The sequence below is a fragment of the Desulfosporosinus lacus DSM 15449 genome (assembly GCF_900129935.1).
GTDB classification, from domain to species: Bacteria; Bacillota; Desulfitobacteriia; order Desulfitobacteriales; family Desulfitobacteriaceae; genus Desulfosporosinus; species Desulfosporosinus lacus.
This window is the reverse complement of the sequence record NZ_FQXJ01000005.1, coordinates 234097-256698: the sequence shown is the minus strand read 5'-3', so window position 1 is coordinate 256698 and position 22602 is coordinate 234097. Positions and strand designations below refer to the sequence as shown.

Annotated in this window: 22 protein-coding genes and 1 other RNA gene; 20 read left to right on the top strand and 3 right to left on the bottom strand. The window is 40.7% G+C overall.

All coding sequences use genetic code 11. The features are described 5' to 3' along the window. Nucleotides 1-8: 8 nt before the first annotated feature. The 10 genes from BUB11_RS08210 to lgt all read left to right on the top strand — a co-directional run bounded on the left by BUB11_RS08210 (nucleotide 9) and on the right by lgt (nucleotide 11375). Entirely contained in the window at nucleotides 9-1481 is a 1473-nt protein-coding gene (locus BUB11_RS08210) for a SpoVR family protein (RefSeq protein ID WP_073029274.1), read from the top strand. Nucleotides 1482-1665: 184 nt separating this feature from the next. Next, nucleotides 1666-2307 carry a DedA family protein gene (locus BUB11_RS08205; RefSeq protein WP_073029273.1) on the top strand — a complete coding sequence of 214 codons (642 nt, stop codon included), beginning with the start codon at nucleotides 1666-1668 and terminating at the stop codon, nucleotides 2305-2307. 71 nt (nucleotides 2308-2378) lie between these two features. Continuing rightward, the gene (locus tag BUB11_RS08200) at nucleotides 2379-2897 is read left to right on the top strand and encodes a peptidylprolyl isomerase (protein ID WP_084110212.1); all 519 of its coding nucleotides are present in this window, start codon (nucleotides 2379-2381) and stop codon (nucleotides 2895-2897) included. 100 nt (nucleotides 2898-2997) lie between these two features. After that, nucleotides 2998-3906 carry a selenium metabolism-associated LysR family transcriptional regulator gene (locus tag BUB11_RS08195; protein ID WP_073029272.1) on the top strand — a complete coding sequence of 303 codons (909 nt, stop codon included), beginning with the start codon at nucleotides 2998-3000 and terminating at the stop codon, nucleotides 3904-3906. A gap of 163 nt (nucleotides 3907-4069) precedes the next feature. Further along, nucleotides 4070-5047: a DnaA/Hda family protein gene (locus tag BUB11_RS08190; RefSeq protein WP_073029271.1), complete on the top strand. Its 978-nt coding sequence runs from the start codon at nucleotides 4070-4072 to the stop codon at nucleotides 5045-5047. 62 nt (nucleotides 5048-5109) lie between these two features. Next, nucleotides 5110-6078, top strand: coding sequence for a 6-phosphofructokinase (gene pfkA, locus BUB11_RS08185; protein WP_073029270.1), 969 nt, complete (start codon nucleotides 5110-5112; stop codon nucleotides 6076-6078). A gap of 35 nt (nucleotides 6079-6113) precedes the next feature. After that, nucleotides 6114-7532, top strand: coding sequence for a glucose-6-phosphate isomerase (locus BUB11_RS08180; RefSeq protein ID WP_073029269.1), 1419 nt, complete (start codon nucleotides 6114-6116; stop codon nucleotides 7530-7532). 220 nt (nucleotides 7533-7752) lie between these two features. Next, nucleotides 7753-9858: a cell division FtsA domain-containing protein gene (locus BUB11_RS08175; RefSeq protein ID WP_073029268.1), complete on the top strand. Its 2106-nt coding sequence runs from the start codon at nucleotides 7753-7755 to the stop codon at nucleotides 9856-9858. Between the two features lie 54 nt (nucleotides 9859-9912). After that, nucleotides 9913-10113, top strand: a complete 201-nt coding sequence (locus BUB11_RS08170; protein WP_073029267.1) for a hypothetical protein — start codon at nucleotides 9913-9915, stop codon at nucleotides 10111-10113. 464 nt (nucleotides 10114-10577) lie between these two features. Further along, nucleotides 10578-11375: a prolipoprotein diacylglyceryl transferase gene (lgt, locus tag BUB11_RS08165; RefSeq protein ID WP_073029266.1), complete on the top strand. Its 798-nt coding sequence runs from the start codon at nucleotides 10578-10580 to the stop codon at nucleotides 11373-11375. A gap of 31 nt (nucleotides 11376-11406) precedes the next feature. Here the strand turns inward: lgt and BUB11_RS08160 are convergent, their stop codons facing one another. Both BUB11_RS08160 and BUB11_RS08155 read right to left on the bottom strand, forming a co-directional pair. Further along, nucleotides 11407-11847, bottom strand: a complete 441-nt coding sequence (locus tag BUB11_RS08160) for a formylmethanofuran dehydrogenase subunit E family protein (protein ID WP_073029265.1) — start codon at nucleotides 11845-11847, stop codon at nucleotides 11407-11409. Between the two features lie 200 nt (nucleotides 11848-12047). Further along, on the bottom strand, nucleotides 12048-12419 hold the full coding sequence (locus BUB11_RS08155; protein WP_073029264.1) for a TIGR04086 family membrane protein: 372 nt from the start codon (nucleotides 12417-12419) through the stop codon (nucleotides 12048-12050). Nucleotides 12420-12665: 246 nt separating this feature from the next. Between BUB11_RS08155 and panB the strand changes: the two genes are divergently transcribed. The 4 genes from panB (at nucleotide 12666) to BUB11_RS08135 (ending at nucleotide 15063) form a co-directional block, all read left to right on the top strand. Further along, on the top strand, nucleotides 12666-13496 hold the full coding sequence (gene panB / locus BUB11_RS08150; protein WP_073029263.1) for a 3-methyl-2-oxobutanoate hydroxymethyltransferase: 831 nt from the start codon (nucleotides 12666-12668) through the stop codon (nucleotides 13494-13496). Between the two features lie 132 nt (nucleotides 13497-13628). Continuing rightward, nucleotides 13629-14096: an IclR family transcriptional regulator gene (locus BUB11_RS08145; protein ID WP_073029262.1), complete on the top strand. Its 468-nt coding sequence runs from the start codon at nucleotides 13629-13631 to the stop codon at nucleotides 14094-14096. A gap of 51 nt (nucleotides 14097-14147) precedes the next feature. Continuing rightward, a non-coding RNA gene (gene ssrS, locus BUB11_RS08140) (6S RNA) lies at nucleotides 14148-14332 on the top strand. 110 nt (nucleotides 14333-14442) lie between these two features. Next, nucleotides 14443-15063 carry a histidine phosphatase family protein gene (locus BUB11_RS08135; RefSeq protein WP_073029261.1) on the top strand — a complete coding sequence of 207 codons (621 nt, stop codon included), beginning with the start codon at nucleotides 14443-14445 and terminating at the stop codon, nucleotides 15061-15063. Nucleotides 15064-15167: 104 nt separating this feature from the next. Here BUB11_RS08135 and BUB11_RS08130 read toward each other — a convergent pair whose 3' ends face one another. Beyond that, nucleotides 15168-16190 (bottom strand): phospholipase D-like domain-containing protein, encoded by a 1023-nt coding sequence (locus BUB11_RS08130; RefSeq protein WP_073029260.1) that lies wholly within the window; start codon nucleotides 16188-16190, stop codon nucleotides 15168-15170. Between the two features lie 140 nt (nucleotides 16191-16330). On the opposite strand from BUB11_RS08130, the gene BUB11_RS08125 reads away from it, so the two are divergent. The 6 genes from BUB11_RS08125 (at nucleotide 16331) to BUB11_RS08105 (ending at nucleotide 22577) form a co-directional block, all read left to right on the top strand. Then, nucleotides 16331-18637: a M28 family metallopeptidase gene (locus BUB11_RS08125; protein WP_073029259.1), complete on the top strand. Its 2307-nt coding sequence runs from the start codon at nucleotides 16331-16333 to the stop codon at nucleotides 18635-18637. A 69-nt stretch (nucleotides 18638-18706) separates the two neighbouring features. Continuing rightward, on the top strand, nucleotides 18707-18949 hold the full coding sequence (locus BUB11_RS08120) for a YkuS family protein (protein WP_073029258.1): 243 nt from the start codon (nucleotides 18707-18709) through the stop codon (nucleotides 18947-18949). Between the two features lie 129 nt (nucleotides 18950-19078). After that, nucleotides 19079-19210, top strand: a complete 132-nt coding sequence (locus BUB11_RS28730; protein WP_282433989.1) for a hypothetical protein — start codon at nucleotides 19079-19081, stop codon at nucleotides 19208-19210. Nucleotides 19211-19380: 170 nt separating this feature from the next. Continuing rightward, complete coding sequence (locus BUB11_RS08115; RefSeq protein WP_073029257.1) at nucleotides 19381-20658, top strand: class I SAM-dependent rRNA methyltransferase; 1278 nt, start codon at nucleotides 19381-19383, stop codon at nucleotides 20656-20658. Between the two features lie 70 nt (nucleotides 20659-20728). Then, nucleotides 20729-21178: a Fur family transcriptional regulator gene (locus BUB11_RS08110; protein ID WP_073029256.1), complete on the top strand. Its 450-nt coding sequence runs from the start codon at nucleotides 20729-20731 to the stop codon at nucleotides 21176-21178. Between the two features lie 232 nt (nucleotides 21179-21410). Continuing rightward, nucleotides 21411-22577, top strand: a complete 1167-nt coding sequence (locus BUB11_RS08105; protein ID WP_073029255.1) for a tetratricopeptide repeat protein — start codon at nucleotides 21411-21413, stop codon at nucleotides 22575-22577. The last annotated feature ends 25 nt before the right edge of the window (nucleotides 22578-22602 follow it).

Below are 22602 nucleotides of genomic sequence, written 5' to 3'. Positions count from 1 at the left end.
GGGGAGTCATGGACAGTGAGATGCGAGCCCTAACTGATATTGCACAAGATATCGCGCAAGTGGCCCGTGACATGGGACTTGATTTCTATCCGGTGAATTTTGAAATCGTTCCGGCAGAGGCATTGTATACATTTGGAGCCTACGGAATGCCGGTGCGTTTTACACATTGGAGCTTCGGTAAGGCCTTCTATAAGATGAAGATGCAATACGATTTGAATCTGAGTCGAATCTATGAATTGGTCATAAATACTAACCCTGCCTATGCTTTCTTGTTAGAGGGAAATCGTTTAATTCAAAACAAACTTGTCATTGGGCATGTCTATGCCCATGTGGATTTCTTTAAAAATAATCATTATTTCTCCCGTACACCTAAAGATATGGTTGAACGCATGGGTGCTCATGCCGACAGAATCCACGAATATGAAACCAATTACGGACGAGACAAAGTGGAGCAAATCATGGACGCAGTCTTGGCTATTCAAGAACATGTCGATTATAGAGCTCACATCGGACCCGTTAAAAAATCTGAAAATGGACTTAAGACAGATAGACGTGTAAAAGGTGACGGGCATGTTTGTCAAGGTAAATCCTGCGCCGGAACTTGCAATGGAAAAGCTGTTCAAGGACTAGGGAAAGGAGATCAGCAAAAGAAGACTCGAAAGAATACAGTCTCGTTACCGTACGAAGATTTATGGGGAGACCTGTTAGCAGATGAATGTGAAGTCCTGCCCCAGCAGGAATTTGAAGATTTGTTGCTGTACATTATTAAGTTTGCACCCGGCCTGGAAGAATGGCAAAAGGATATCGTCAGCATTGTTCGTGAAGAGTCACTGTATTTCTTTCCTCAGATCGAAACTAAAATTATTAATGAAGGATGGGCCACCTTCTGGCATGCCAGGATTATGCGAGAGCTCAATCTAACTGATGCAGAAACCCTTGAATTTGCGATTATGCACAGCCAAGTCGTTCAGCCTTCTCGATTGGGATTAAATCCTTATTACTTGGGAGTGAAGATATGGGAATACCTGGCTAAAACTAAATCTGATAATGAACTATTTGACCTGCGTGAGACCGAAAACGACCTTTCATTCATTCGCAATCATCTTAGTCGTGAATTGGTCGAAGAATTAAACTTATTTAATTTTCGTAAAGTGGGTGCTCATTGGCAGGTTACAGAAAATGAATGGGAGAAAGTCCGGGATAATCTAGTGAAACAATTGGTTAATGGAGGGCATCCTCGAATTGTTGTTATTGAAGGAGACTATGAAGGTAAGGGAGGATTGCTAATTAAACACTGTCATGAAGGAATGGATCTGGATATTATGTATCTAGAGAAAACCCTGTCTCTTGTTCAATTTCTCTGGGGGAAATCAGTAGCCCTCGAGACCGTAGTGGATAACAAGAAATACATCTATGAATCTGCGAACGGAATAGTAAGTCGTCGTCTGGCAACTAAAAATGAAGAGAATGGCGCCAGATAACAATTATTCCCCAGCTCAAAAACAGATGCTAGAATAGGCATCTGTTTTTGAGTAATAAATAAAGGATTTTGGACTATTAAAGTAGAATTATATAATATAACGTCGATGTTTTAAGTTTATATCTCAGACTATGCCCTAATGTGCAACTAAGGGTGATAGGGTTATTGAGGAAGGCAGGAAGGGCATGCAAGGGCTAGAACAATATTTAATAGATATAATCTATCACTTTAAGTATATTGGCTTATTCATTCTACTCACTTGCGGTTTGGTCGGTGTTCCTGTACCGGATGAATTTCTCATGACCTTCAGTGGGTTTCAAACGTCTTTAGGGCGAATGGATTTTTGGATAACCCTAATGGTTGCTACCTTGGGCAGTTTCTTAGGAATGAACTTAAGCTATTGGATTGGAAGGAGATTGGGAATTCCTTTCTTGCACAAAGTTGCACCATATCTTCATCTTAATGAAAAGAAAATCGCCAGAGCTGAACATTGGTTTCAATGTTATGGTGACCGGCTAATTGTAATTGGATACTTCTTTCCTGGATTTCGCCATTTCACAGCTTATTTTTCTGGAATGAGTAAGCTTCATTTTGGACGTTATACAGTATTGGCAGGGATTGGTGCTTTTCTTTGGGCCTTAACGTTTATTACGCTGGGACGAATCCTTGGCGTACACTGGCAAACAATAGCTCATATCTTGCACCATTACTTGGCACGGAGTGGAATTGTCCTAGCTATTATCGTATTCTTAATCTATCTCTACAGTGTAAAAACGAAGCAGGGAAAGTCGTATGAACTGAACTTGTTTAAAAAATATTTTCCATAGATTAGGGAAAGTATGAATCCAGTGGTATAATACTATGGATAAAAACCTAAAACATAAAGGAGGTCACACGGGTGACAAATGAAATGAATCAGGATCAAGAGGTTAAACAAAACCCCATAGTAATCATTGAAATGGAAAACAATAATACAATTAAAATTGAACTTTATCCAGCTATTGCGCCGGAAACTGTTGAGAATTTCATAACTCTCGTTTCTGAAGGCTTTTATGATGGCCTCATTTTCCATCGATGCATCCCAGGTTTCATGATTCAAGGAGGAGACCCTAATGGCACAGGAATGGGCGGAAGCAAAAAAACAGTCCGCGGCGAGTTTAGTGGGAATGGTTTCAAAAATGATTTGATCCATGATCGCGGAGTAATATCAATGGCTCGTACCTCAGCTCCTAATTCCGCAAGTTCTCAATTCTTTATTGTTGTCAAAGCTTCAAGCCACTTAGACGGTCAATATGCCTCTTTTGGGAAAGTCATCGAAGGTATGGAAGAAGTCGACCGGATCGTCAGTGTTCCGAAAGATCGAGGAGATAAACCTTTGGAAGACCAACGGATGAAGAAAGTTACAATTCAAGCTTAGGTATAGATTGAATTGTTTTGAGTGATTCTATAGGGAAAGAGGAGGGCCATGCCCTCTTCTTTCTGCATATTCTGAGTTCTATTGCGGATGGAGGTGTACCATGTTAGATTTGATGCGGTTATTTGCTCAGGTGGTAGAAGAACAGAGTTTTACGATGGTTGCTCGAAAGTTAGGAATCAGTCAACCTGCTGTTTCCAACCAAATACGCGCTTTCGAAGAAAAACTGGGAGTCAAGTTGCTTTATCGTAAAGGAAAGGGATTTGCACTTACTCCAGAGGGGGAGACAGTTTACAGACATACCTTGCATATGCTTGATGAATGGTCAGAGCTTATGCGAGAGATTGGTGATTCGGAAAAACTAATGAGCGGGAAAGTCCATATCGGAGCTTCCCACATTCCAGGAGAATATTTACTGCCAATTTATTTAGCTGCCTTTCGTAAACAATATCCGGAAATTAAATTCAAGCTATCCATTGGAGACAGCCTTGAGATGGCGGAAAAGGTCCTCGCTCATGAAGTTGATTTTGCCGTTGTTGGAGCGATTTTTGATACGGAAAAATTAACCTCTGAATTTTGGCTAAAGGATGAACTAGGTTTCGTAATCTCAAGCGATAACCCCTTGTGTGCCAGTCAAAGCATTGAACTCAAATCTTTTAGGGAGGACCCTATGATTATTCGTGAGACAGGGTCGGGGCATCGGCGAGCCTTCGAAGAAGCACTCACTAAGCAGGGGTTAGACTTGAATGATTTTAACATAGCATTAGAAGTCGGAAGTACTGAAGCTGTAAAAAATGCCGTTCGTTCCGGTATAGGATATTCGTTTCTTTCAAAACATGCGTTAGAATCTTGTGAGAAACAAGGACTAGTATGGGCAAACGTCAAAGACTTTTCTATTGAACGAGGTTTCTATCTTTTAACCCGCCGTAATAAACCTTTAACGGTTGCTGCTGACGCAAGCTACCGTTATTTGGCTAGTCAGATGTCTGAAACCAGAAGCGTTCGGAATTAGAAAGCGAATTATAGTATCAGGAAGTCAGTCTATCCAATGCGCATATTCTGTTGTACATAAGTTTGTGTTATCGGTACTTCTAAATATTTCGACACCTATGTCTAAATTCTACTGCAGTTTTATGAGATAATATTAAGATAAGATTCTAAAAGGAGAGGCCCGCTTGAACTGGTTTATAAGTGAATTTAACTTTCGAGCATGCCGTATGGTAAAGAACTTCCAGCTCGAGAAAGCTCCTGACGTTAGTTTAATTTATGGACCAAGAGGAGTAGGTAAATCAGCTTTATTGCATCATCTTTATCGACAAGGTGAATCGGAAAATGGAAGGCTTATTACGGATGCCTTGGCTTTTGCTCGTCAGTATGCCTACGCAGCTCAAGAGAAAAAGCTCAATCAATTTCGTGAACGATACCGCTCAGCTCGACTGTTGCTAATTGATGATCTTCAGTGCTTAGCGGGAAAAGTCAAAACTATTGAGGAACTCCATTATACCTACGAGTATATTATCGAAAATGGGGGCAAGTTGGTGATTGCCTTGGAAGCAGACCGGTTAGCCTTAGACTTCCTAGGTGATCGGCTGGCATCACGGTTTTTGAGCGGTGTTGCCATACTTGTCGATCGACCTCAGGAAATTGAATTGAAGCGCTTCTTAGAGGACTATATTCGAGAAAAACGTCTTACCCTGGATGAATCGGTATTGAGCGCGATCGCAGGGAGAACATTCAATTTATCAGATGCCATAACCACTATGGGGAAATTTATTCAATTCGCTGAATTGCAGCAAGATGAATTAAGTCTCACTTGTTTTCAGGCTTACTGGGACAATAAAGAGAGCGTAAAGCACAACTTAGCAGATCCAACCAACATTATTCAAAAGGTTGGTCAAACGATGGGAGTTTCTGTTCAGGAATTATTAAGTTCCAGTCGCAAGCCAAAAGTAAACGAAGCAAGAGAGATGGCGATATATCTAATACGTACGCTTTGCCATATTTCTTACCCAACAATAGGAAGTTATTTTAATCGTAATCATAATACTGTAATCATGTCGTATAAAAAGATGCAAGATAAGCTTATTAATGATGAAGAATTAATCAATAAATATCTAGTTATATTAAATGCGTTTAATCCCTCGGAAGCTTAAAAAGATATAAATAATCTGACTAAAAAACGTCATAAAGCTAGATAATGAGAAGGGGTGATGCAATGTCGAGACTAATACAACGGATCGGGGTACTAACGAGTGGCGGAGATGCTCCTGGAATGAACGCAGCCCTTCGCGCAGTCGTCCGAAAAGGGATTTATCACGGATTAAAGGTTTATGGAATAAGTCGAGGGTATGAAGGGCTTATTCACGGAGAAATCCAAGAGATGAGCATAGGCTCTGTGGCAGATATTGTGCTTCGCGGTGGAACGATGCTGAAGACCGCTCGGTCAGCAGAAATGATGACACCTGAAGGTCAGCAGAAGGCCTTAGATCAGTTACATAAGCATCAAATAGACGCCTTAGTTGTGATCGGCGGTGATGGGTCTTTTAGAGGGGCTCAAACACTGGCCAAAGGAATTCAGATTGTTGGGATTCCAGGAACAATTGACAATGATATCCCTGGGACAGATCTGACGATAGGTTTCGATACGGCAACTAACACGGTCATTGATGCAGTAAGCAAAATTCGAGATACAGCGACCTCCCACGAACGAACATTTATAGTGGAAGTTATGGGCAGGGATTGCGGAAATATTGCACTTCAGGCAGGTATTGCTTGTGGAGCCGAAACCATCTTGGTACCTGAGATTCCCTTTGATTTAGATGAGATTTGCGATAAGTTAAAACGCGGTCATCAACGTGGAAAAAATCATAGTATTATCATTATCTCAGAAGGTGCAGGAAGTGCGTATAAAATCGGTGAGGAACTGCGTTCTCGTTCGGGGTTTGAGACTCGTATAACAATCCTGGGACATCTGCAACGCGGTGGTAACCCCAGCGCTTTGGATGCTGTGATTGCGGCTGCTATGGGAGGGAAAGCGGTTGAAATCGTTTTGGCTAACGAGACTAATAGAATGACGGCCTATGTCAATCAAGAGGTTATATCCAGACCACTCGAAGCAGCCTATGGAGAGAAGCCGCCTTTTAACAGAGAACTGTATGATTTAGCAAATCAGCTTTCAATTTAGCATTCGAACCCAAATGCAGAGATGAGGTTGAGCTTATGGAAAATCAAGTACGGTCAGGACTAGGGATAGATTATACGGGAATGATGAGTAACTCGCAAAATCCCAGTGGATTTACTAAGGCAGAATTGCAGAGTCTTCAGATTGAGTTGGATAGAGCCCAAACTTCACTTCAGTCGCGTTGGGAGGCCGGTGAGTTAGATTTCTCTAAGCTTTTGGTGTCTATGAAAGCCCAAGTCCCAGAAATCATTAAATATGCTGATACAGCAGCCTCTAAATTTCAAAACTTTGTAGTTTTAGGAATTGGGGGGTCTGCGCTCGGACCATTAGCAGTACACCAAGCCTTAAACCATTACTACTATAATGAGCTTCCTCCTGAGAAACGCGGTTTGCGACCTCGTTTGTATGTTGTGGACAATATAGATCCAGTTCGATTTAAAGAATTGTTTCAGATACTTGATCCCAGCAGAACGCTTTTTAATGTAATTTCGAAATCCGGTAACACGTCAGAAACTATGGCTCAGTTTTTGATTGTTCGGGATATACTGCGTCAGGTATGCGGAGACAGCTATGCAGAACACATCGTAGTCACGACAGATAAAGCAAAAGGCAATCTCTTGCCAATTGCCCTTAAAGAAGGGTTTCAACGCTTTGTAATACCAGCTGGAGTCGGAGGCAGATTCTCAGAGTTAACTCCAGTTGGCTTGCTTGCTGCAGCGGTATGCGGAATTGACATTGATCAGCTTTTGGAGGGCGCTCTAAGCATGGATCAGTGGATTAGGGAAACACAAGGGGTGTTCTCTAATCCAGCGCAACTACGGGTAGCTTTAGCTCATTTTTCGTGGCAAAAAGGAAAGACTGTGTCAGTTTTTATGCCTTACGCTGACGGATTAAAAACCATGGCGGACTGGTATGCCCAATTGTGGGCGGAAAGCTTAGGAAAACGATTTGATCGACAGGGACAGGAAGTGCATGTAGGGCAGACACCAGTCAAAGCGCTCGGAGTAACGGATCAGCATTCCCAAGTGCAGTTATATGTTGAGGGACCAAATGATAAAGTAATGACATTTGTGACGATTGAGAAATTTAAGGACACTCAATTGATTCCATTAGACTCTGAGTTGCCTGAAGATATTCATTTTCTGGGGGGACGCACCTTAGAAGAATTGTTATTCGCGGAACAAAAAGCCACCGAATACGCACTGACCTTAGCAGGACGGCAGCATCAAAAGATTATACTGTCCAGCTTAGACGCCTATAACGTTGGACAATTGTTGCTTTTGCTGGAGTGGGAGACGGCGTATATGGGTGAGCTATTAAACATAAATGCTTTCGATCAACCAGGAGTTGAAGAAGGAAAAAACGGGACGTATGCCTTAATGGGTCGCAAGGGATACGAAACTAGGAAAAAAGAAATTGAGGAGTATGGTGAGACTCAGTATTTTTTGCGCACATGATGCAAGTAAATTGTGTTCACTAAGGCAGGAAAAATTCCTGCCGTTATCATAGGCGCAGCTCTCCCTAATTTGATCGGGTTATCCCCATCATCAAGGTCGATGGCAAAAATTATGCCATCGACTTTGATCGTGTTGGCGCATAAAGTTATAGGTCTATTAATATTTAGTGAGAAGGATTTTGCCGTAATAGGGCGAATTTAGGTTAAAGAGAGGTGATAAAGTGGAACCTATTTTTGCGCTGGATATTGGAACACGTATGGTAATGGGACTAGTGATGACTAAGAATGAAGAGCAGGGATATGAGATTTTAGCGAGTGCCCAAACAGAACATCGTCAACGTGCCATGTATGATGGTCAAGTTCATGATGTAGATGAAGTAGCTCGAGCTGTTGCAAAGGTTAAAGCACTCTTGGAACAAAAACTGGATTTTCCCTTGAAACAGGTAGCCGTGGCGGCTGCAGGCCGCGCGTTAAAAACAGAAGTTGCAGTTGCTGAACATAAGGGACTGCTTCCGGTACGCTGGGAGCGGGAGAATGTATTAGCTTTGGAAATAGAGGCAGTTCATCAAGCGTTACGCCAACTCCAATCATCAACTGGCGATGACTTACAAAGTTATCACTGTGTAGGATATAACCCTATTGCCCGCTGGAACGAGGGAGAAGAGATTGCGAATCTGATTGGACAGCGGGGGAGAGTGGCTAAGGTATCCGTAATTGCAACCTTCTTGCCCCGGACTGTCGTTGATGGTTTAGTGGCTGTATTAGGACGGGTAGACTTAGAAATGACAAGTCTGACGCTGGAACCGATTGCGGCGGGTCAGGCCGCTATTCCACCGAATATGAGACGTCATAATCTGGCTTTGGTAGATGTTGGAGCCGGGACAGCGGATATAGCCCTAACTCGAAGCGGGTCCTTTTTTGCCTATGGGATGGTTCCCATGGCGGGGGATGAGGTCACTGAGGAAATTTGTAAGCATTTTTTGTTGGATTTCAAAGTGGGTGAAAAAGTTAAACGAGAAATACTGAAGAAAAAGCAGTTAAGTTTTACGGATTTTCTTGGAGCCAAAGTCGTTGTAGATCAATCTGAAGTTTTGGAATTAATTCAATCCGTCGTTGGAAAGCTAGCGGAAAATATTTCCAAGGAAATTATAAAACTAAATGATGGTGTTCCCCATGCTATTATACTTATTGGAGGGGGAAGCTTAACCCCATTGCTTTGTGAACTTTTGGCTGAGACCTTAGGAATTCCTCAGAATAGGGTTGGAATTCAAGTGAGAGATCGGTTAGGGGGAATACACGGAGAAAAAAGCTTAAAGGGGCCGGAAACTATTACCCCAATTGGAATCGGCATTGCAGCACTTGAAGGAAATGGGCTTCAATATTATACCGTATCAGTGAACGGTACACCTGTTCCTATTTTCGCTTTACAATTAACGACAGTTGCAGAAGCTTTACTTGCCGCAGGCATACAGCCACGTTCTTTTTTTGGTAAGCCTGGATCGGCATTGACCTTTGAATGGAATGGTGAAATGCAGGTTATCAAGGGGACTTTAGGCAGCTCAGCAGAATTGTTGGTTAATGGAAAACCCGGTAAACTGGATCAATCATTAACAGCTGGAGATGAAATAATCTTCATCCCTGGTGAACAGGGTAAAGATGCACAGATATCTGTTAAAGATATCTTGCCTGTTCAAAATCCAAAATGGATTTTCTGGAATGGAGAGCAAGAGAGGTATACGCCCCAAGTCTTTGTCAATAATAAGCTGGTTCTAGAAACAGATCATATTCTTGATGGAAACAAAATCTCATACGTTGCCAATGATGACCTTAGCAATCTCCTCAAACAAAAAGGCTATAACCACCAAGAAAATGAAGAGGTGGAAATTAGTATTAATGGAGAGACTCGTATGTTTCACTTACACCATGAGGTTTTGGTCAATGGGAACACGGCAGAGGGCAACATAATCATTAAGGATGGAGATTATATCGAGGTTCGTAAAGTCCAGCTCACGATAGGTGATCTAAAACTTAAGCCTAATCCAATCACTTTTTATATAAATGGTAAGGAAATGGAATATCCAACTCAAGAAACTATCATAACATCACAAGGCAGACCAGTGCAGGAAGACGAACTGCTTATAGATGGAATGGATTTAAGGGTGGTGGGATATAAACAAATGCCAATCTTTTCAGATCTTTTGCCCTATGTTAAGTTTTCGGATGAGGTGCCTCCTGGTTCTACATTAACCTTAATTGTCAATGGACAACCAGCGGAGTTTACAACAGTGTTACGTCCAGGTGATCGTTTGACGGCAACATGGAATTAAAAACACTTGACAATCGCGCTGAAGGACATAAAATAATAAGGGAGGTGTTGTGAAATGTTGTTCCAATGGTTAGTTGCACTAATTGTAATTGCTGCCTTAGTTATTACTTTGTATTCTGATGCGGGATCGGCTAAGAAGAAACACTCCAACTATTTTCAAAGAGTTCAAAAGCCAACCGGAAAAGCAGAACGTAATGCAGAAATTCCCCGTGGAAATAAACACGATCCATTTTATGCTAAACTAAATAGTTTATAATTTTAAAAGACAGACTGATACTTTGGTATCTGGTCTGTCTTTTAAAATTCATAATACTTTAGGATAAGTATTGGAGAAACTTGAGATCATTTCTTATTCAAGCTATAATGTATTAGAAAAACTTGGCTGGCGCCATGCAGCAGGGAATGGTGGTAGCTTTATCATGTCGCAAGACTTTTAATACAGATGACTGAGGTTGGTGCTTCGACGAATACAATTGCGCTAAGGATAGACTTTGCCGAAGGGCATATACGCAGACGAATACATTCGCGCCGTAGGATGGAGTCTACCTACTTCGCGCCAAGTATTCCTATTGGGAAAGGCGCTCATACTCTCCACTAGAGACTATCGTCACCGAAGTAGAATAAGGAACACCCACTTGAAGAAGTGGGTGTCTCTGAATTGATAAAATAAGCAAAGCGTTTGTAACTCAAATACAAGGTTTTCAGCTGAGGGAGGATATAATGCATCAATATTGGTTTTTTATTGGCGATTTTCCTATTAGGGCCTATGGGACGATATTTGCTTTAGCTTTCATTATTGGAGTAGGGATTACCCTGTATTTTGCTAAAGCGGAAGGACACCCGGAATACATAGACTTATTTATGGACTTAGCGCCCATATTACTTATTTCTGGTATAATAGGTGCCCGCTTCTGGCAAGTGTTTTTTTTCGATTGGGGATTTTACAGTAAATATCCTGGTGAAATCTTGGCGGTCTGGCATGGCGGACTTTCAATTCAAGGGGGCGTGGTCGGGGCGTTATTAGCCGGTGCAATTTACGTTTGGCGAAAAAAATTATCCTTTTGGGAATTAGCTGATATTGCGGCTCCTGGGCTTATATTGGCCCAGTCCGTCGGTAGAAATGCTAATCTAATGAACGGTGACGCTTTTGGGGGTCCTACAGGAGGAGATTTTGGAATTCTGTATCCCATTGGCACTATTGCTCGAAACACATTTGGAGATCAACCCCTATGGCCGGCAGAAGTGTGGGAAGGGCAAGTTGACATAATTATCTTTGCGCTTCTTGTGATTCTAAAATTAAGAAAATGGCCGTCGGGCATGATCTTTTTGTTATATATGTTTTTGTATAACCTGACAAGGTTCTTTTTGGAAAGTCTGAGAGGAGACAGCCCAAGGTTTTTATTCAACTGGACAGCAGCCCAATGGAGCAGTATGGTGGCAGTGGGAATTGCATTGGTGCTTCTTGTTTGGAGAATATGGAGAAATAAAAAGACCGAGGAAGTCCCTAAAGAATTATAACAACTTGAGGTTTTTAAGGATTCAAATTACATTACATGATTTGTACATTCTGTATTTTACAAAAGGATGACTCTTCTACACCTAGAATAATTCGGATAGCTTCTAAATTTTTGGTTTGTATTTCACGCGGACTTAGCGGTTCTTCAGCGTCTGCGATCTGTTCTAATATTTCTGAATGGACAGTTATCAGTATTTTTTTTGACATATTCACATTTTGAAAGTGGTAAACATGAAGTTTTTTTTCTTCAACAAGCAAGTTTTTACGTCCGTATGTTGCCCGGTTTATTATCTGAAAAGCGTCGAGTGCGCAAGAATGTGTATAAGCTGTAACTGAGATCCCTGAATCGAGTGCAGCGGAAGTCCCCAATTCTCGATTGGCAATTTGAGCCAATCGATATCCTAAGGCTATTCCGGGGCACGTATGCCCGTGAAATTCTATGACCTGTTCCCACGGGGTTTTTTCTATGCACATACATATTTCCTCCTCAACAAGCTTTTTAAGTTATTGTATAGCCTTACGGGGAAAATGAAAAGTAATAGTATTTATAAATTAGATTTGGGAAATTGCAGGATTTTTCAAATAAAAGTAGAAAATTATAATAATTAATAAGAGGGAAATCTCACTGCGGGATTTCCCTCTTAATCTCAAAGCTAGGTTTTCTGAATAGTAAATTAAGGTTGGGGGATGATCACTCCGATGATTCCGCCCACTCCACCAGAAACTAGTGCCACGATAGTTTTCTCAAACATTTTTAGCCAAGACGGAGTGTCCGACCAGAAAACTGAGGATAGGATCAGCACTAAAAGAATAAATCCTATGCCAATAGACAATCCATAGTACAACCCCCTTGTGCCTGCTTGGAAGGCCGTGATAAAGGCAGCAATAAAGACACTTGTACCAAAGATAATATTGATTGACAAATTAGATTCGGGGAGTGATGTGTAGGAGAGCAGAGCGCCGAATACAAGAGAGAATACCATGGCTAAGACGGAGGCTAAGAGAATTCCTTTTAGAATTAAGCTGATTTGAAAGGATTTTGACATAGGTTTATCCCTCCTTTGCTTGTACTCGTAAGAAAGTATAACTTGGGTCACTAGACTCAAACATCCATGTTTGAGTCTAGGCTGCAGGGAAACTCGGCCAGCCTTGGGCAACTAAGGCGACCGCCAGCGACTAAAGTCTTGGCACTAGCCTAGTTTTCTTTATTAACTACGTATGCCAAAATTTTAAGGAGTATGACTGAAAGAATCAATTATTTATTAAAGAATGATCATAGGGGAGGAAATGTAATGAGAAAGATGATTCCTGATTTTGAAAAAATGAAACAGGCTGGAGAGAAAATTAGCATGTTAACTGCCTATGATTACCCTTCTGCTCAGTTCGTCGAAGAAGCTGGGGTTGATATGATTTTAGTAGGAGATTCTTTAGGAATGGTCGTCCTAGGTTATGACTCAACAGTTCCAGTAACAATGGAAGAAATGCTTCATCATACTAAAGCGGTTCGCAGGGGAGCATCACAGACGTTTATAGTTACTGATATGCCATTTATGAGCTACGCGACTATTGATCTGGCAATTGTTAATGCGGGGAGGCTTATTAAAGAAGGCGGAGCGGATGCCGTTAAGTTAGAGGGAGGCATGGACATAGTACCTATTGTTCAAACCCTGACTCGTGCAGGAATACCTGTAGTTGGACATATTGGCTTAACACCTCAAACTTCAAGTCAGCTTGGTGGATATAAAGTACAAGGGCGAGACCTCGATAGCGCTGTTCAGTTGGTTAAAGATGGTCAAGCTCTGGAGCAGGCGGGTGCTTTTATGATTGTTCTTGAAGCTATACCCAGGCAAGTCGCAGCACAAATCTCTACCGGACTGAGGATACCGACCATTGGAATAGGGGCGGGGTCTGATTGTAATGGGCAAGTCTTAGTATTCCATGATATTCTCGGTCTTTTTAAACGATTTACCCCTAAATTTGTTAAACAATATGCCGAATTAAGGTTAGATAGTGTACAAGCAATACAACAATTTCACAAAGAAGTTAAACAAAGTACTTTTCCATCTGAAGAACACACCTTTGGATTGTCAGACGAGGTTATTCAAAAGCTATATGGAGATTGAAAATTTTAATTGTAATTAGTTCAATTAAATTTAAATATTAACAATATTCAGTATAGATTTTTTCCATAAATTTGATATAATATTAATGATTTTTAAGTTATTTTATTTTCGTTATGGAAGGATGGACTAGCATTGAGATTAAAAGAAAAAACTCATCGAAAATTTGTCGAATTTTTCGAGAAGATTTCTACTATGTATCAAGGCAAGGATTTTGAATTAGCATATTCAGATATTCAACGTGAAACAGGTGCTGCAAGTGTTACTTTAAAGCGAGCTATTCAGGCTTTAGCTGAGGATGGTGTCATTGAAGTTCAGCCTGGACGTAACTCAAGATATGCTCGTTTTAAGTATTTATTGGCAGCTCAAGACATTGATGAAAACTCGACAGATGCATTAGTATCAGAATCGCAAGGTTCAGAAAACTTGGATAAAGAAGAAACGCCTCATTCCGGAAGAGTGTTCGATTCAATGACAGAAGACGTAGGGGAACTTATACAGTTAGTAGATCATCTGAAGCGTCGTGTGCGTAATCAAGAAATGGCTATTGCTTTACTGCAAGATCGTTTAGCGGAAATTGAGGACAAAATACGAAAACGATAATTTCCAAGGATTTGCTAGAGATTTTTTGTAACAGTAGTGGTATAATATGAACATATCCTAGCTGGTGCGTATTGACTACCATGGTTTTGATCCTATTATGTGACTAGGGAGTTAAATGCTGGACGATTACAACAAGCCCGTATTCAAGAATAAGGGAAGTTGGAAAGTTTAGACTAAGCACCCACCTGCGAGAGCAGGGTCAGAAACCTGGAGTCTTACGGCAAGTTGGGGAAGGGTAGGGACTATTCCCTACCCTTTTAATTCTAGAGTCAAAAGCATAAGTGCAACTAAGGCTACCGCTACGACAAAGTCTTGGCGCTGGCCATTTTTTTTAAGGAGTGTATTTATGACACGGATCATTCTAACGCGCCATGGTCAGACATTATGGAACATTGAGGGGCGAGTCCAAGGAAGTTTAGATTCTCCACTTACCGAAAAGGGGATACTTCAAGCTCGTTCTTTAGCAATAAGGTTAAGAGGCGAGGAAATTAAACATATCTATTCCAGTGATTCTCTCCGAGCGATTAACACAGCTGAAGAGATTCGCCGTGAACTCGGACTTGGAAAACTGTCGTCAAGTCCTGCACTTCGTGAGTTTTCATTTGGAGAGTGGGAAGGGTGTGTATGGCAGGAGTTGCGAGAAACCTATCCGGACATCTTTAAGCAATGGGACTCAGAACCACATCTTGTCACTACACCTGGCGGAGAAAACATGGAACTTGTACAAAAAAGAGCATGGGATTTTTTACAACAGATTGTACAAATTCATAAGGGAGAAACCGTTTGCCTTGTAACCCATGGATTAACCCTAAAGTTGCTAGTAACAAAAGCACTGGGGTTTGAGGTTCATGAATGGGCGAAAACACCCTGGCAGCATAACACGGCACTGAATATTTTAGAGGTCGAAGGAGAAAAATGGATTCCATGTGTCCTTGGAGATTGTCAGCACTTAGACGGAATGGAATAGTTTAGGGTTAATTAAAAACATAATTACAGGGACAGGCATTTTAAGTGCCTGTCCCTGTAATTATGTTTTAGCAATTGATATAGGGGTATGTCTAGATTATTCACTTACTCAGTACTTTTTTCCCAATCTTGAGTAAACATAGTCACTAATTTGTTAGATGCAACAGGGGAAGGAACTGTAACGGAAAATTCATGGTTGGCAGTAAATGAATAGCGAGTCCACCCTGAACTGCTTAGAATAAATGAAGTATTATCAAATACTGCTAAGTTCATTCCTAATGGCGGTTGGCTGGGATAATAACGAATTTTTACCCCATTAGATGACAGTTCTTCAAGGGTAACGGGTGTTTTAGCAGTTAATGATTGATCAAGTATAAGGCGAACGTCACACCCTTTTACGGCTGCATCTATTAAGGCTTGTTTCAGATCAGGCTCAGTAACTTCTGTACTTTCTATCCATATGGATTTTGTACTTGAAGATATATGTTCTATAAGTTGCTGTCTGACATTAGTATTAGTGGCTAAAACAATGTTATCTTCTGGCAGAGTGGATGTCTTTGGGACATCTAAGGGAAAAGTCGTGGTAAATTCCCAATCCCTCGAAAATACAGTCGCAGCTTTCCATGCTGATCTTCCAGAAAGCTCCACAGCTAGATCGTGTGCTTGAAGGCCATTCTCTGTCCAAGCTGGACCATAAATAAGGGCACTTGTTTGGTCAATAATTAGATATTTAGTGTGATTATATTGTCCTTTTTGGGCTGGATAAAACTGAACTGAGACATTTTGACTCTTCAGTTGATCCAAAGTTATGCGATTGGCTTTTTGCCATTGATCCAGAAGGACGCGAACATCAACACCTGAACGTGATTTCGTGAGGAGCAGCTGGATAAGATTAGGGTCATCAAACACCGCCTGCTCAACATAGATTGATGTCTGGGCGGATTCAATAAGTGCAAGAGTTCGATTATAGATGGCATCTTTGTCAATAAACAGTGCATCAGGGGGCAGATTAGAAACTGGGATTTCTTTAGGAAAAAACTCTGGAACCTTAATGTTACAACCATTTAAGAATAACATGCTAAAAAACAGCAGAATAGAAATCGAAATTACGGAAATCCGTTTTGACATGCGCATACTTCTCCCAGGTAATTATTGTGGCTTCATTATATCATATACCTTCTTAAGGATAAAACTATTGTAGGCATAACCATGAGAAGTTTTTCATAAGAATTGGCAAAGTAAGTTTGAACTTTGAAGGGGCATGGGCTATGAAGATTTCTAAAGTTATTCCGATCACATTAATACTTGTCTTCGGCTTAGTTACGATTTCGTGGTTAGTTTCTTCAAAATCTAATACTACTCCGATTCTCAAGGCTTCAATCTCAGGATTTTCAGCCGAAAATGCGTTTGAACATGTAAAGTATCTCGTGCAGAAAATCGGATCGCGACCGGCCGGAAGCAAGGCAGAAGTGAAAGCAGCTCAATATATTGATTATGTGTTAAGGCAAAACGGTTGGAAGGTACGCGATCAACCCTTTAGTAAAGTCGTCGTGCGTGAGGCTTCTGTTCTACAAAAGGAACAACAGGTCGAATTAATTAACAGCCAAAATATAATTGCCGAATTACCAGGAACACGTCCCGATACCATCATTGTCGGTGCTCATTATGATTCTGCAACATTCAATGCCCCCGGAGCAGTGGACAATGCTTCGGGCGTAGGAGTTTTATTGGAACTTGCCAGAGTTCTTAGTCAAGAGCCTCACGAAGAAACCTATCAACTTGTTTTCTTCGGAGCAGAAGAGTATGGACTTGTTGGATCGCAATTCTATACATCTCAAGCAGATTTATCAGCCGTTCGATGGATGCTCAATCTAGATATGATTGGACGTCCCATGGAAATTGATGTTGCAGGAAAAAAATCAACCCCTCCAGAGTTAATTAAGCAAGTTACAGCATTGGCTGGTGAAAGTAGCATTCCTTTTCACCTTAGTCGAGATTTTATTTTAATGACACGTGATAGCGCTCAAGGGGGAGTAAGCGACTACAGTCCTTTTCTCGATCAGAATATTCCTGCTCTTGGATTAGGTATCTACGGTCGGCCAGAGGGGTATTTTCATCGACCGGAAGATCGTATTGACCGAGTTTCGATGGAAGAGATTCAGAAGATTGGAGATTTTGCGCATCGTTTGCTAACTAATGTAAAGATGAGCACGATTGGCCCAAATGAATGGGATGAATTATATCTGCCTTTCCAGCTCGGTAAGCATGTAATTATTCTCCCTAATTATGTGATAGGTATAGTTACTTGTCTTACATTCTTAGTAACTGTATTAATGTTAATAAAGTTTCATAAGAAAAGGAACCTGAAAAAGTTTGAATGGAAAAAGGTTTTAGGAGTGTTGGGGATCTCGCTGTTGCTAAGTCTGATTGTAGTTATTACAAGCGGAATTGGTGAAGCAGTATGGGGATTGATTAAAGAAGTACAAATATTGTACTACGCACATCCCTTGCTTTTTATAGTCGCCCGCGTGGGAATTGCGCTAGGGGTTTTCTTAATTATAACAAGTTGGCTGTATAAGCTTCCTTTAGTGCGGGATTCTGAACTCTATTGGGTTACTGGAGCAGTATTGCTTTTAGGAATTAGTTTACTCTTAGCATTAACTCGGATTGACCTGGCATTTCCGTTCATATTTTGGTTATTGTGCTTAAATATCCAGTTCTTTTTCCCCAACATTATTTTGGTTTTAATCGGCCCTTATTTCCTTATTTGGATGCACTATGAACTTCTTAATTCCCAACAATGGATTAGTTATTATCAAGCAATACATAACTATTTCTTAGTTTTCCTTGGGATTTATAGTGTATTGCTGATTCCATTTTTTCTAGCGTTGCTTCACGTTGTGATCACCAAGACCCATCACTTGAAAAAACTGTTGGTTCTTTCAAGAAAGCCTGCACTAGTTGTTACTGCTTTAGTAATTCTATCTCTGGGCTTAGTTCCTGTTTACACTAGATCTTACCCTCAAACAGTCGTTGTTCAGGAGGAATGGTCAGGAAGCAGCGAGGGAAAGGTTCACATTTTCTCTGACGAACGTTTGCCCAGAAGCGTGGTAAAAGATTTAAGCGGAGAAGATGGAAAGAGTCTTTACATCCCCATACAAAATGAAAAACCGCCAATTAATGTTGAAGCTTCTATGGCAGAGACTATTAACGATGGACAGAGGATTCTTGACGTATCATTTATCTTGAATTATTCGAGGGAACCATACTTGACACGGGTCAGGATAGAAAGTGAACATCCTTTTGAAGTGCAGACCGATGAATTTTTACCAATGGCCAAACTTCCTAGAAAACTGCAGTTAAAAGGAATACAACAATCAAACCTAAAATACTCAATTATATTACAGAGAACACCGCCGCATAAAAATAATATCCACATGTCCATCGAGACACAGGGTTTAGTAACCTGCTCTATCGAAGCAATGTTTTCTGATCCATCCCCAAGAATACAAATTCAACATGATCTATTATCCATAGACTACCAGATTTGGTTCAAAGAAAAATATGATTTTTAACTGAAACATTGAATAAGCCCAAAAAGAATTGGGAACGATGATAAAGATAATTTGGAGGAGGGTGAAAAAATGTATACAACGATTGCCGTTGAAGATGGACTTGGTAATGTAATTCAGGCCCTTCATAATGCAGGGTTTAAAACGACCTCTTTGGAAGGTCAATCATTAAAGAACAACGTTCGGGCAGTTGTTGTAAAAGGGGACGAAACGAATATCCTAGCCCCTGAATGGTCTGTGAAACTGCCAGTTATCAATGCATCCGGACGAAGTGCTGATGAAATTGTAGATGTTCTCCGAGATCGTCTCTCATAATTCATAGAATTATTTTTTGAGTTAAAAGTCGTCCTTCTCTAAAGGACGACTTTTTTTCGTGACCATAAAGGTATAATATTCCATATAATGAATTGAGACTTGTATCTCATTCAGGAAGGAGTTGCTCGTATGTTCTTTGGTCTTATTCCCTTTGCCTTGGGTTTTGGTTTAGGTACTTTTACTGCTGCACCACGTTATGTTCCGTATCAGTATGCTTATCCTTATCCACCATACCCCAATCATTACCAGAGATGGTATTAGAATGCAGCATTAGTTGCACTTGTGTTTAGAAAGTTTATAACGTAAGTTTAGACTTTCTGACAGTAAAATGAGAGAAAAGGAAGCAAAAGCTTTCTTTTCTCTCATTTTAGAGGTATATTTTGAAGGATGTCAATCTCATATTAATGGTAGACTGAAAGCGAGGGAACTAAATGACGGTTGCAAAAGCGTTTCTCAAAAAGAATCGTAAAAAGAGACTTGAGCAAGGGCATCCCTGGGTTTTTCCCGGTGAAATTGAAAAGATCGAGGGGAATCCTCAAGGCGGAGATGTTATACATATTGTGAATCATGTCGGACATTTTTTGGCCCAGGGATTTTATAATCCGCTATCCCAACTTATCATACGAGTAATAACTTATTCTAATGAAGTTGAAGTAGATCAAAATTTATTTCTGCAGAAAATTGAGCAAGCATGGAAGCGGAGACAGTGGTTAGTTCCGGATGCCACATCTTGTCGGGTTGTCCATGGTGAAGCTGATTTTTTGCCTGGATTAATCATCGACAAATATGAAGATGTTTTGGTCGTGCAAATTCTTTCCCTAGGCGTAGAGATACGTCGACAGTGGGTCTATGATGCCTTAACTCAGATCTTTAATCCACGTGGAATTTATGAACGCAGTGATGTCCCGGTAAGAAAGCTGGAAGGACTACAAGAAAGGGAAGGCTTCGTTGATAAGCCATTTGATACCAAGGTTACTGTCTTTGAAAATGGTCTGAGAATTTTGGTGGATGTAGCTGAGGGACAAAAAACAGGCTATTTCTTTGATCAGCGAGAGAATAGAGCAGCCTTGAAGCCACTGATGACGGGATGGGGCGCTAGGCACGGCATTAAAGTGGAAGGGGACACGCTTCCCGTAGATGCTAAAGGGAAAACTGTAAAAAATCCTTTTTGGGATGGGGCTGAGGTATTGGATTGTTTTTCTCATACCGGTTCTTTTATGTTGCATTCATGTCTCTATGGTGCTAAAAAGGTCACCTGTGTGGACATTTCAGAAAAGGCAGTTGAAATGGCTAAAGGTAATGCATTGCTCAATGGCTTCCTGCATCGTACTGAATTTATAGCAGCCAATGCTTTCGATTATTTGAGAGAACAAGTAAATGAGAAAAAAAGCTGGGACATTGTAATTCTAGATCCGCCGGCATTTGCCAAAAACCGTCAATCTATTGAAGGGGCTATACGAGGTTATAAAGAGATCAATCTCCAAGGTATGAAATTGGTCCGTAACGGAGGGATTTTGGTAACTGCATCTTGTTCTTACCACTTGAGTGCTGCACGGTTCTTAAGCATGCTTCAAGAGGCAGCTGCGGATGCCCATAAAGTATTAAGACTCATTGAATTCAGGCGTGCAGGCATTGATCATCCTGTTCTTTTAGGCAGTGAAGAAACGGATTATTTAAAATTTGCGATATTTGAAGTGTTTAACCGCTAAATTATCAGAAAATCACTTGCAAAGGATTGTCATTATCATATAATAGGTAATATATGGAGGAGGGCTGGGAATGGAGGAAGTTAAAACCTTTGAAAGTATTTGCAATTTATTGCGCAATCGCTCCTATAAGTTGACCCCTCAGCGTCAGACAATTTTACAAACATTTCTGGAGCATGTCGATCGTCATTTGAGTGCTGAAGAGGTGTATATGCTTGTAAAACACCAAAATCCAGAAATAGGTTTAGCAACTGTCTATCGTACCTTGGACATTCTAGCTGAAATAGGAATTTTACTTAAGAATGATTTCGGAGATGGGCGGAGCCGATATGAGTTTAGCAGAAAAGACGAACATCACCATCACCATCATCTGATCTGCTTGGGGTGTGGGAATGTCTCGGAATTTGATGACGATTTGCTGGAGTCTCTTGAAGCCGTGATCATTAAACGAAATCAATTTAAAATCATGGACCATGACTTAAAATTTTATGGGTATTGCAGTCAATGTGGAGAGGGGCATTAAATTGCGCCTTTCCATTTTTTTTGAGCAAGATTTTTTAAAATAGGAATAAATAACAAACAGGAGCTGTAAAAGTCAGAATTCTGACGAGTAAAAGCATTATTAATAAACCTTAATGCGAATTACCGCATATTTGATAGGCATTTGACGTTCGATTTATGTACTAAATAGAAGGGGAAAGCAATACGAAAGGAGAACTAAAATATGGTAAAATAAGTAAAAAGAGGTGGAAGCTATGGATCTACCTATGGCCTCAAATAGCAAACAAAAAAGGCCCACTCTAAAAAATTCGTATTTGTGGAGTTTTATGCAAGCCAGATGGAATCGTCGGTTTGGTAAAACCGATGAAGCTATCCAAAATTGGGTAGATTTATTGAATCGAGAATCATCAAGACCACGTTTTAAAGAAGTCGGCTATTTAATTGAAGTCCAAGCGTTACAAGAAGCAAGAGGATATTTAGAACAGCTGGAAAGTGACTCGGATGAGGATATAGCGGAAAAGAACTATCTTCTTTCGAAGTGTTATCTTGGGCAAGCTCTCATTCCACAGGCCAAAGAAAAGATCGATCAAGCGATTCTCAAAAAGCCGCAGAATGCAAAGTATTGGGATTTACTTGCGGACTGTTATCTAGAACTGGGAGATTGGCGTGAGGCAATTAAGGCCTTAGATAACTCCATGAGAGCCGCACCCCAAAATGCAGAAACAAACTATCGGCTGGGAATGATTTACTCTTTTCACGAGGAATATCACGAGGCTTTAAGGTGTTTTCAAGGATGTTGTCAACTTCGGCCCCGTGAATTCTTGTATTGGGAAATGAAAGCAGAGATGCATTTACTTCTAGAACAGTTAAAAGACGCCTGTAACAGTTATGAAAGAGCACTTCGTTATGGAGGAACCCCAGACTTGGCCGCCAGACTGGCTTACTGTTATGTTCAGAATGGTGAGATTAAGAAAGGAATTCAATATTACAAATACACCTTAAAGTATGAACCCGATCATTATGACAGTTTAAGTAATCTGGCAGCTGTCTATCAAAACCTGGGCCGTTCCCAAGAAGCTCTGACCTTGTTGGAACGAGCCAAAAACATCTATCCTAAGGACCCGATACTGCTTAATAATTTGGCTTTTACCTTAGTTCATCAGGGACGGACAAGAAAAGCATCTGAGTATTATCGAGAAGCGTTAGAGTTGACACCAGATCATCCGCTAATTCTATACAATTTAAGTGTTTGCCTTACGCGTAAAGGAAATTGGCAAGAAGGTATAGATTTAATAAATCAACTTCTTAAAATTGATCCAAATCATTCAGCAGGTTGGGCTTTGTTGGGAAATATTTATGACCAAATTGACCAATCAGAGGTTGCAATAGACTGCTTTAATAAGGCATTGAAGCTAGCATAAAAGAGAAGGGAGAGACCCTTCTCTT

Bases quoted from the DNA above. Each gene is read 5' to 3' on its own strand.
- BUB11_RS08210 (WP_073029274.1), top strand. From the start codon at position 9: ATGGACAGTGAGATGCGAGCCCTAACTGATATTGCACAAGATATCGCG.
- BUB11_RS08205 (WP_073029273.1), top strand. From the start codon at position 1,666: ATGCAAGGGCTAGAACAATATTTAATAGATATAATCTATCACTTTAAG.
- BUB11_RS08195 (WP_073029272.1), top strand. From the start codon at position 2,998: ATGTTAGATTTGATGCGGTTATTTGCTCAGGTGGTAGAAGAACAGAGT.
- pfkA (WP_073029270.1), top strand. From the start codon at position 5,110: ATGTCGAGACTAATACAACGGATCGGGGTACTAACGAGTGGCGGAGAT.
- BUB11_RS08180 (WP_073029269.1), top strand. From the start codon at position 6,114: ATGGAAAATCAAGTACGGTCAGGACTAGGGATAGATTATACGGGAATG.
- BUB11_RS08170 (WP_073029267.1), top strand. From the start codon at position 9,913: ATGTTGTTCCAATGGTTAGTTGCACTAATTGTAATTGCTGCCTTAGTT.
- lgt (WP_073029266.1), top strand. From the start codon at position 10,578: ATGCATCAATATTGGTTTTTTATTGGCGATTTTCCTATTAGGGCCTAT.
- BUB11_RS08160 (WP_073029265.1), bottom strand. From the start codon at position 11,847: ATGTGCATAGAAAAAACCCCGTGGGAACAGGTCATAGAATTTCACGGG.
- BUB11_RS08155 (WP_073029264.1), bottom strand. From the start codon at position 12,419: ATGTCAAAATCCTTTCAAATCAGCTTAATTCTAAAAGGAATTCTCTTA.
- panB (WP_073029263.1), top strand. From the start codon at position 12,666: ATGAGAAAGATGATTCCTGATTTTGAAAAAATGAAACAGGCTGGAGAG.
- BUB11_RS08135 (WP_073029261.1), top strand. From the start codon at position 14,443: ATGACACGGATCATTCTAACGCGCCATGGTCAGACATTATGGAACATT.
- BUB11_RS08130 (WP_073029260.1), bottom strand. From the start codon at position 16,190: ATGTCAAAACGGATTTCCGTAATTTCGATTTCTATTCTGCTGTTTTTT.
- BUB11_RS08125 (WP_073029259.1), top strand. From the start codon at position 16,331: ATGAAGATTTCTAAAGTTATTCCGATCACATTAATACTTGTCTTCGGC.
- BUB11_RS08120 (WP_073029258.1), top strand. From the start codon at position 18,707: ATGTATACAACGATTGCCGTTGAAGATGGACTTGGTAATGTAATTCAG.
- BUB11_RS28730 (WP_282433989.1), top strand. From the start codon at position 19,079: ATGTTCTTTGGTCTTATTCCCTTTGCCTTGGGTTTTGGTTTAGGTACT.
- BUB11_RS08115 (WP_073029257.1), top strand. From the start codon at position 19,381: ATGACGGTTGCAAAAGCGTTTCTCAAAAAGAATCGTAAAAAGAGACTT.
- BUB11_RS08110 (WP_073029256.1), top strand. From the start codon at position 20,729: ATGGAGGAAGTTAAAACCTTTGAAAGTATTTGCAATTTATTGCGCAAT.
- BUB11_RS08105 (WP_073029255.1), top strand. From the start codon at position 21,411: ATGGATCTACCTATGGCCTCAAATAGCAAACAAAAAAGGCCCACTCTA.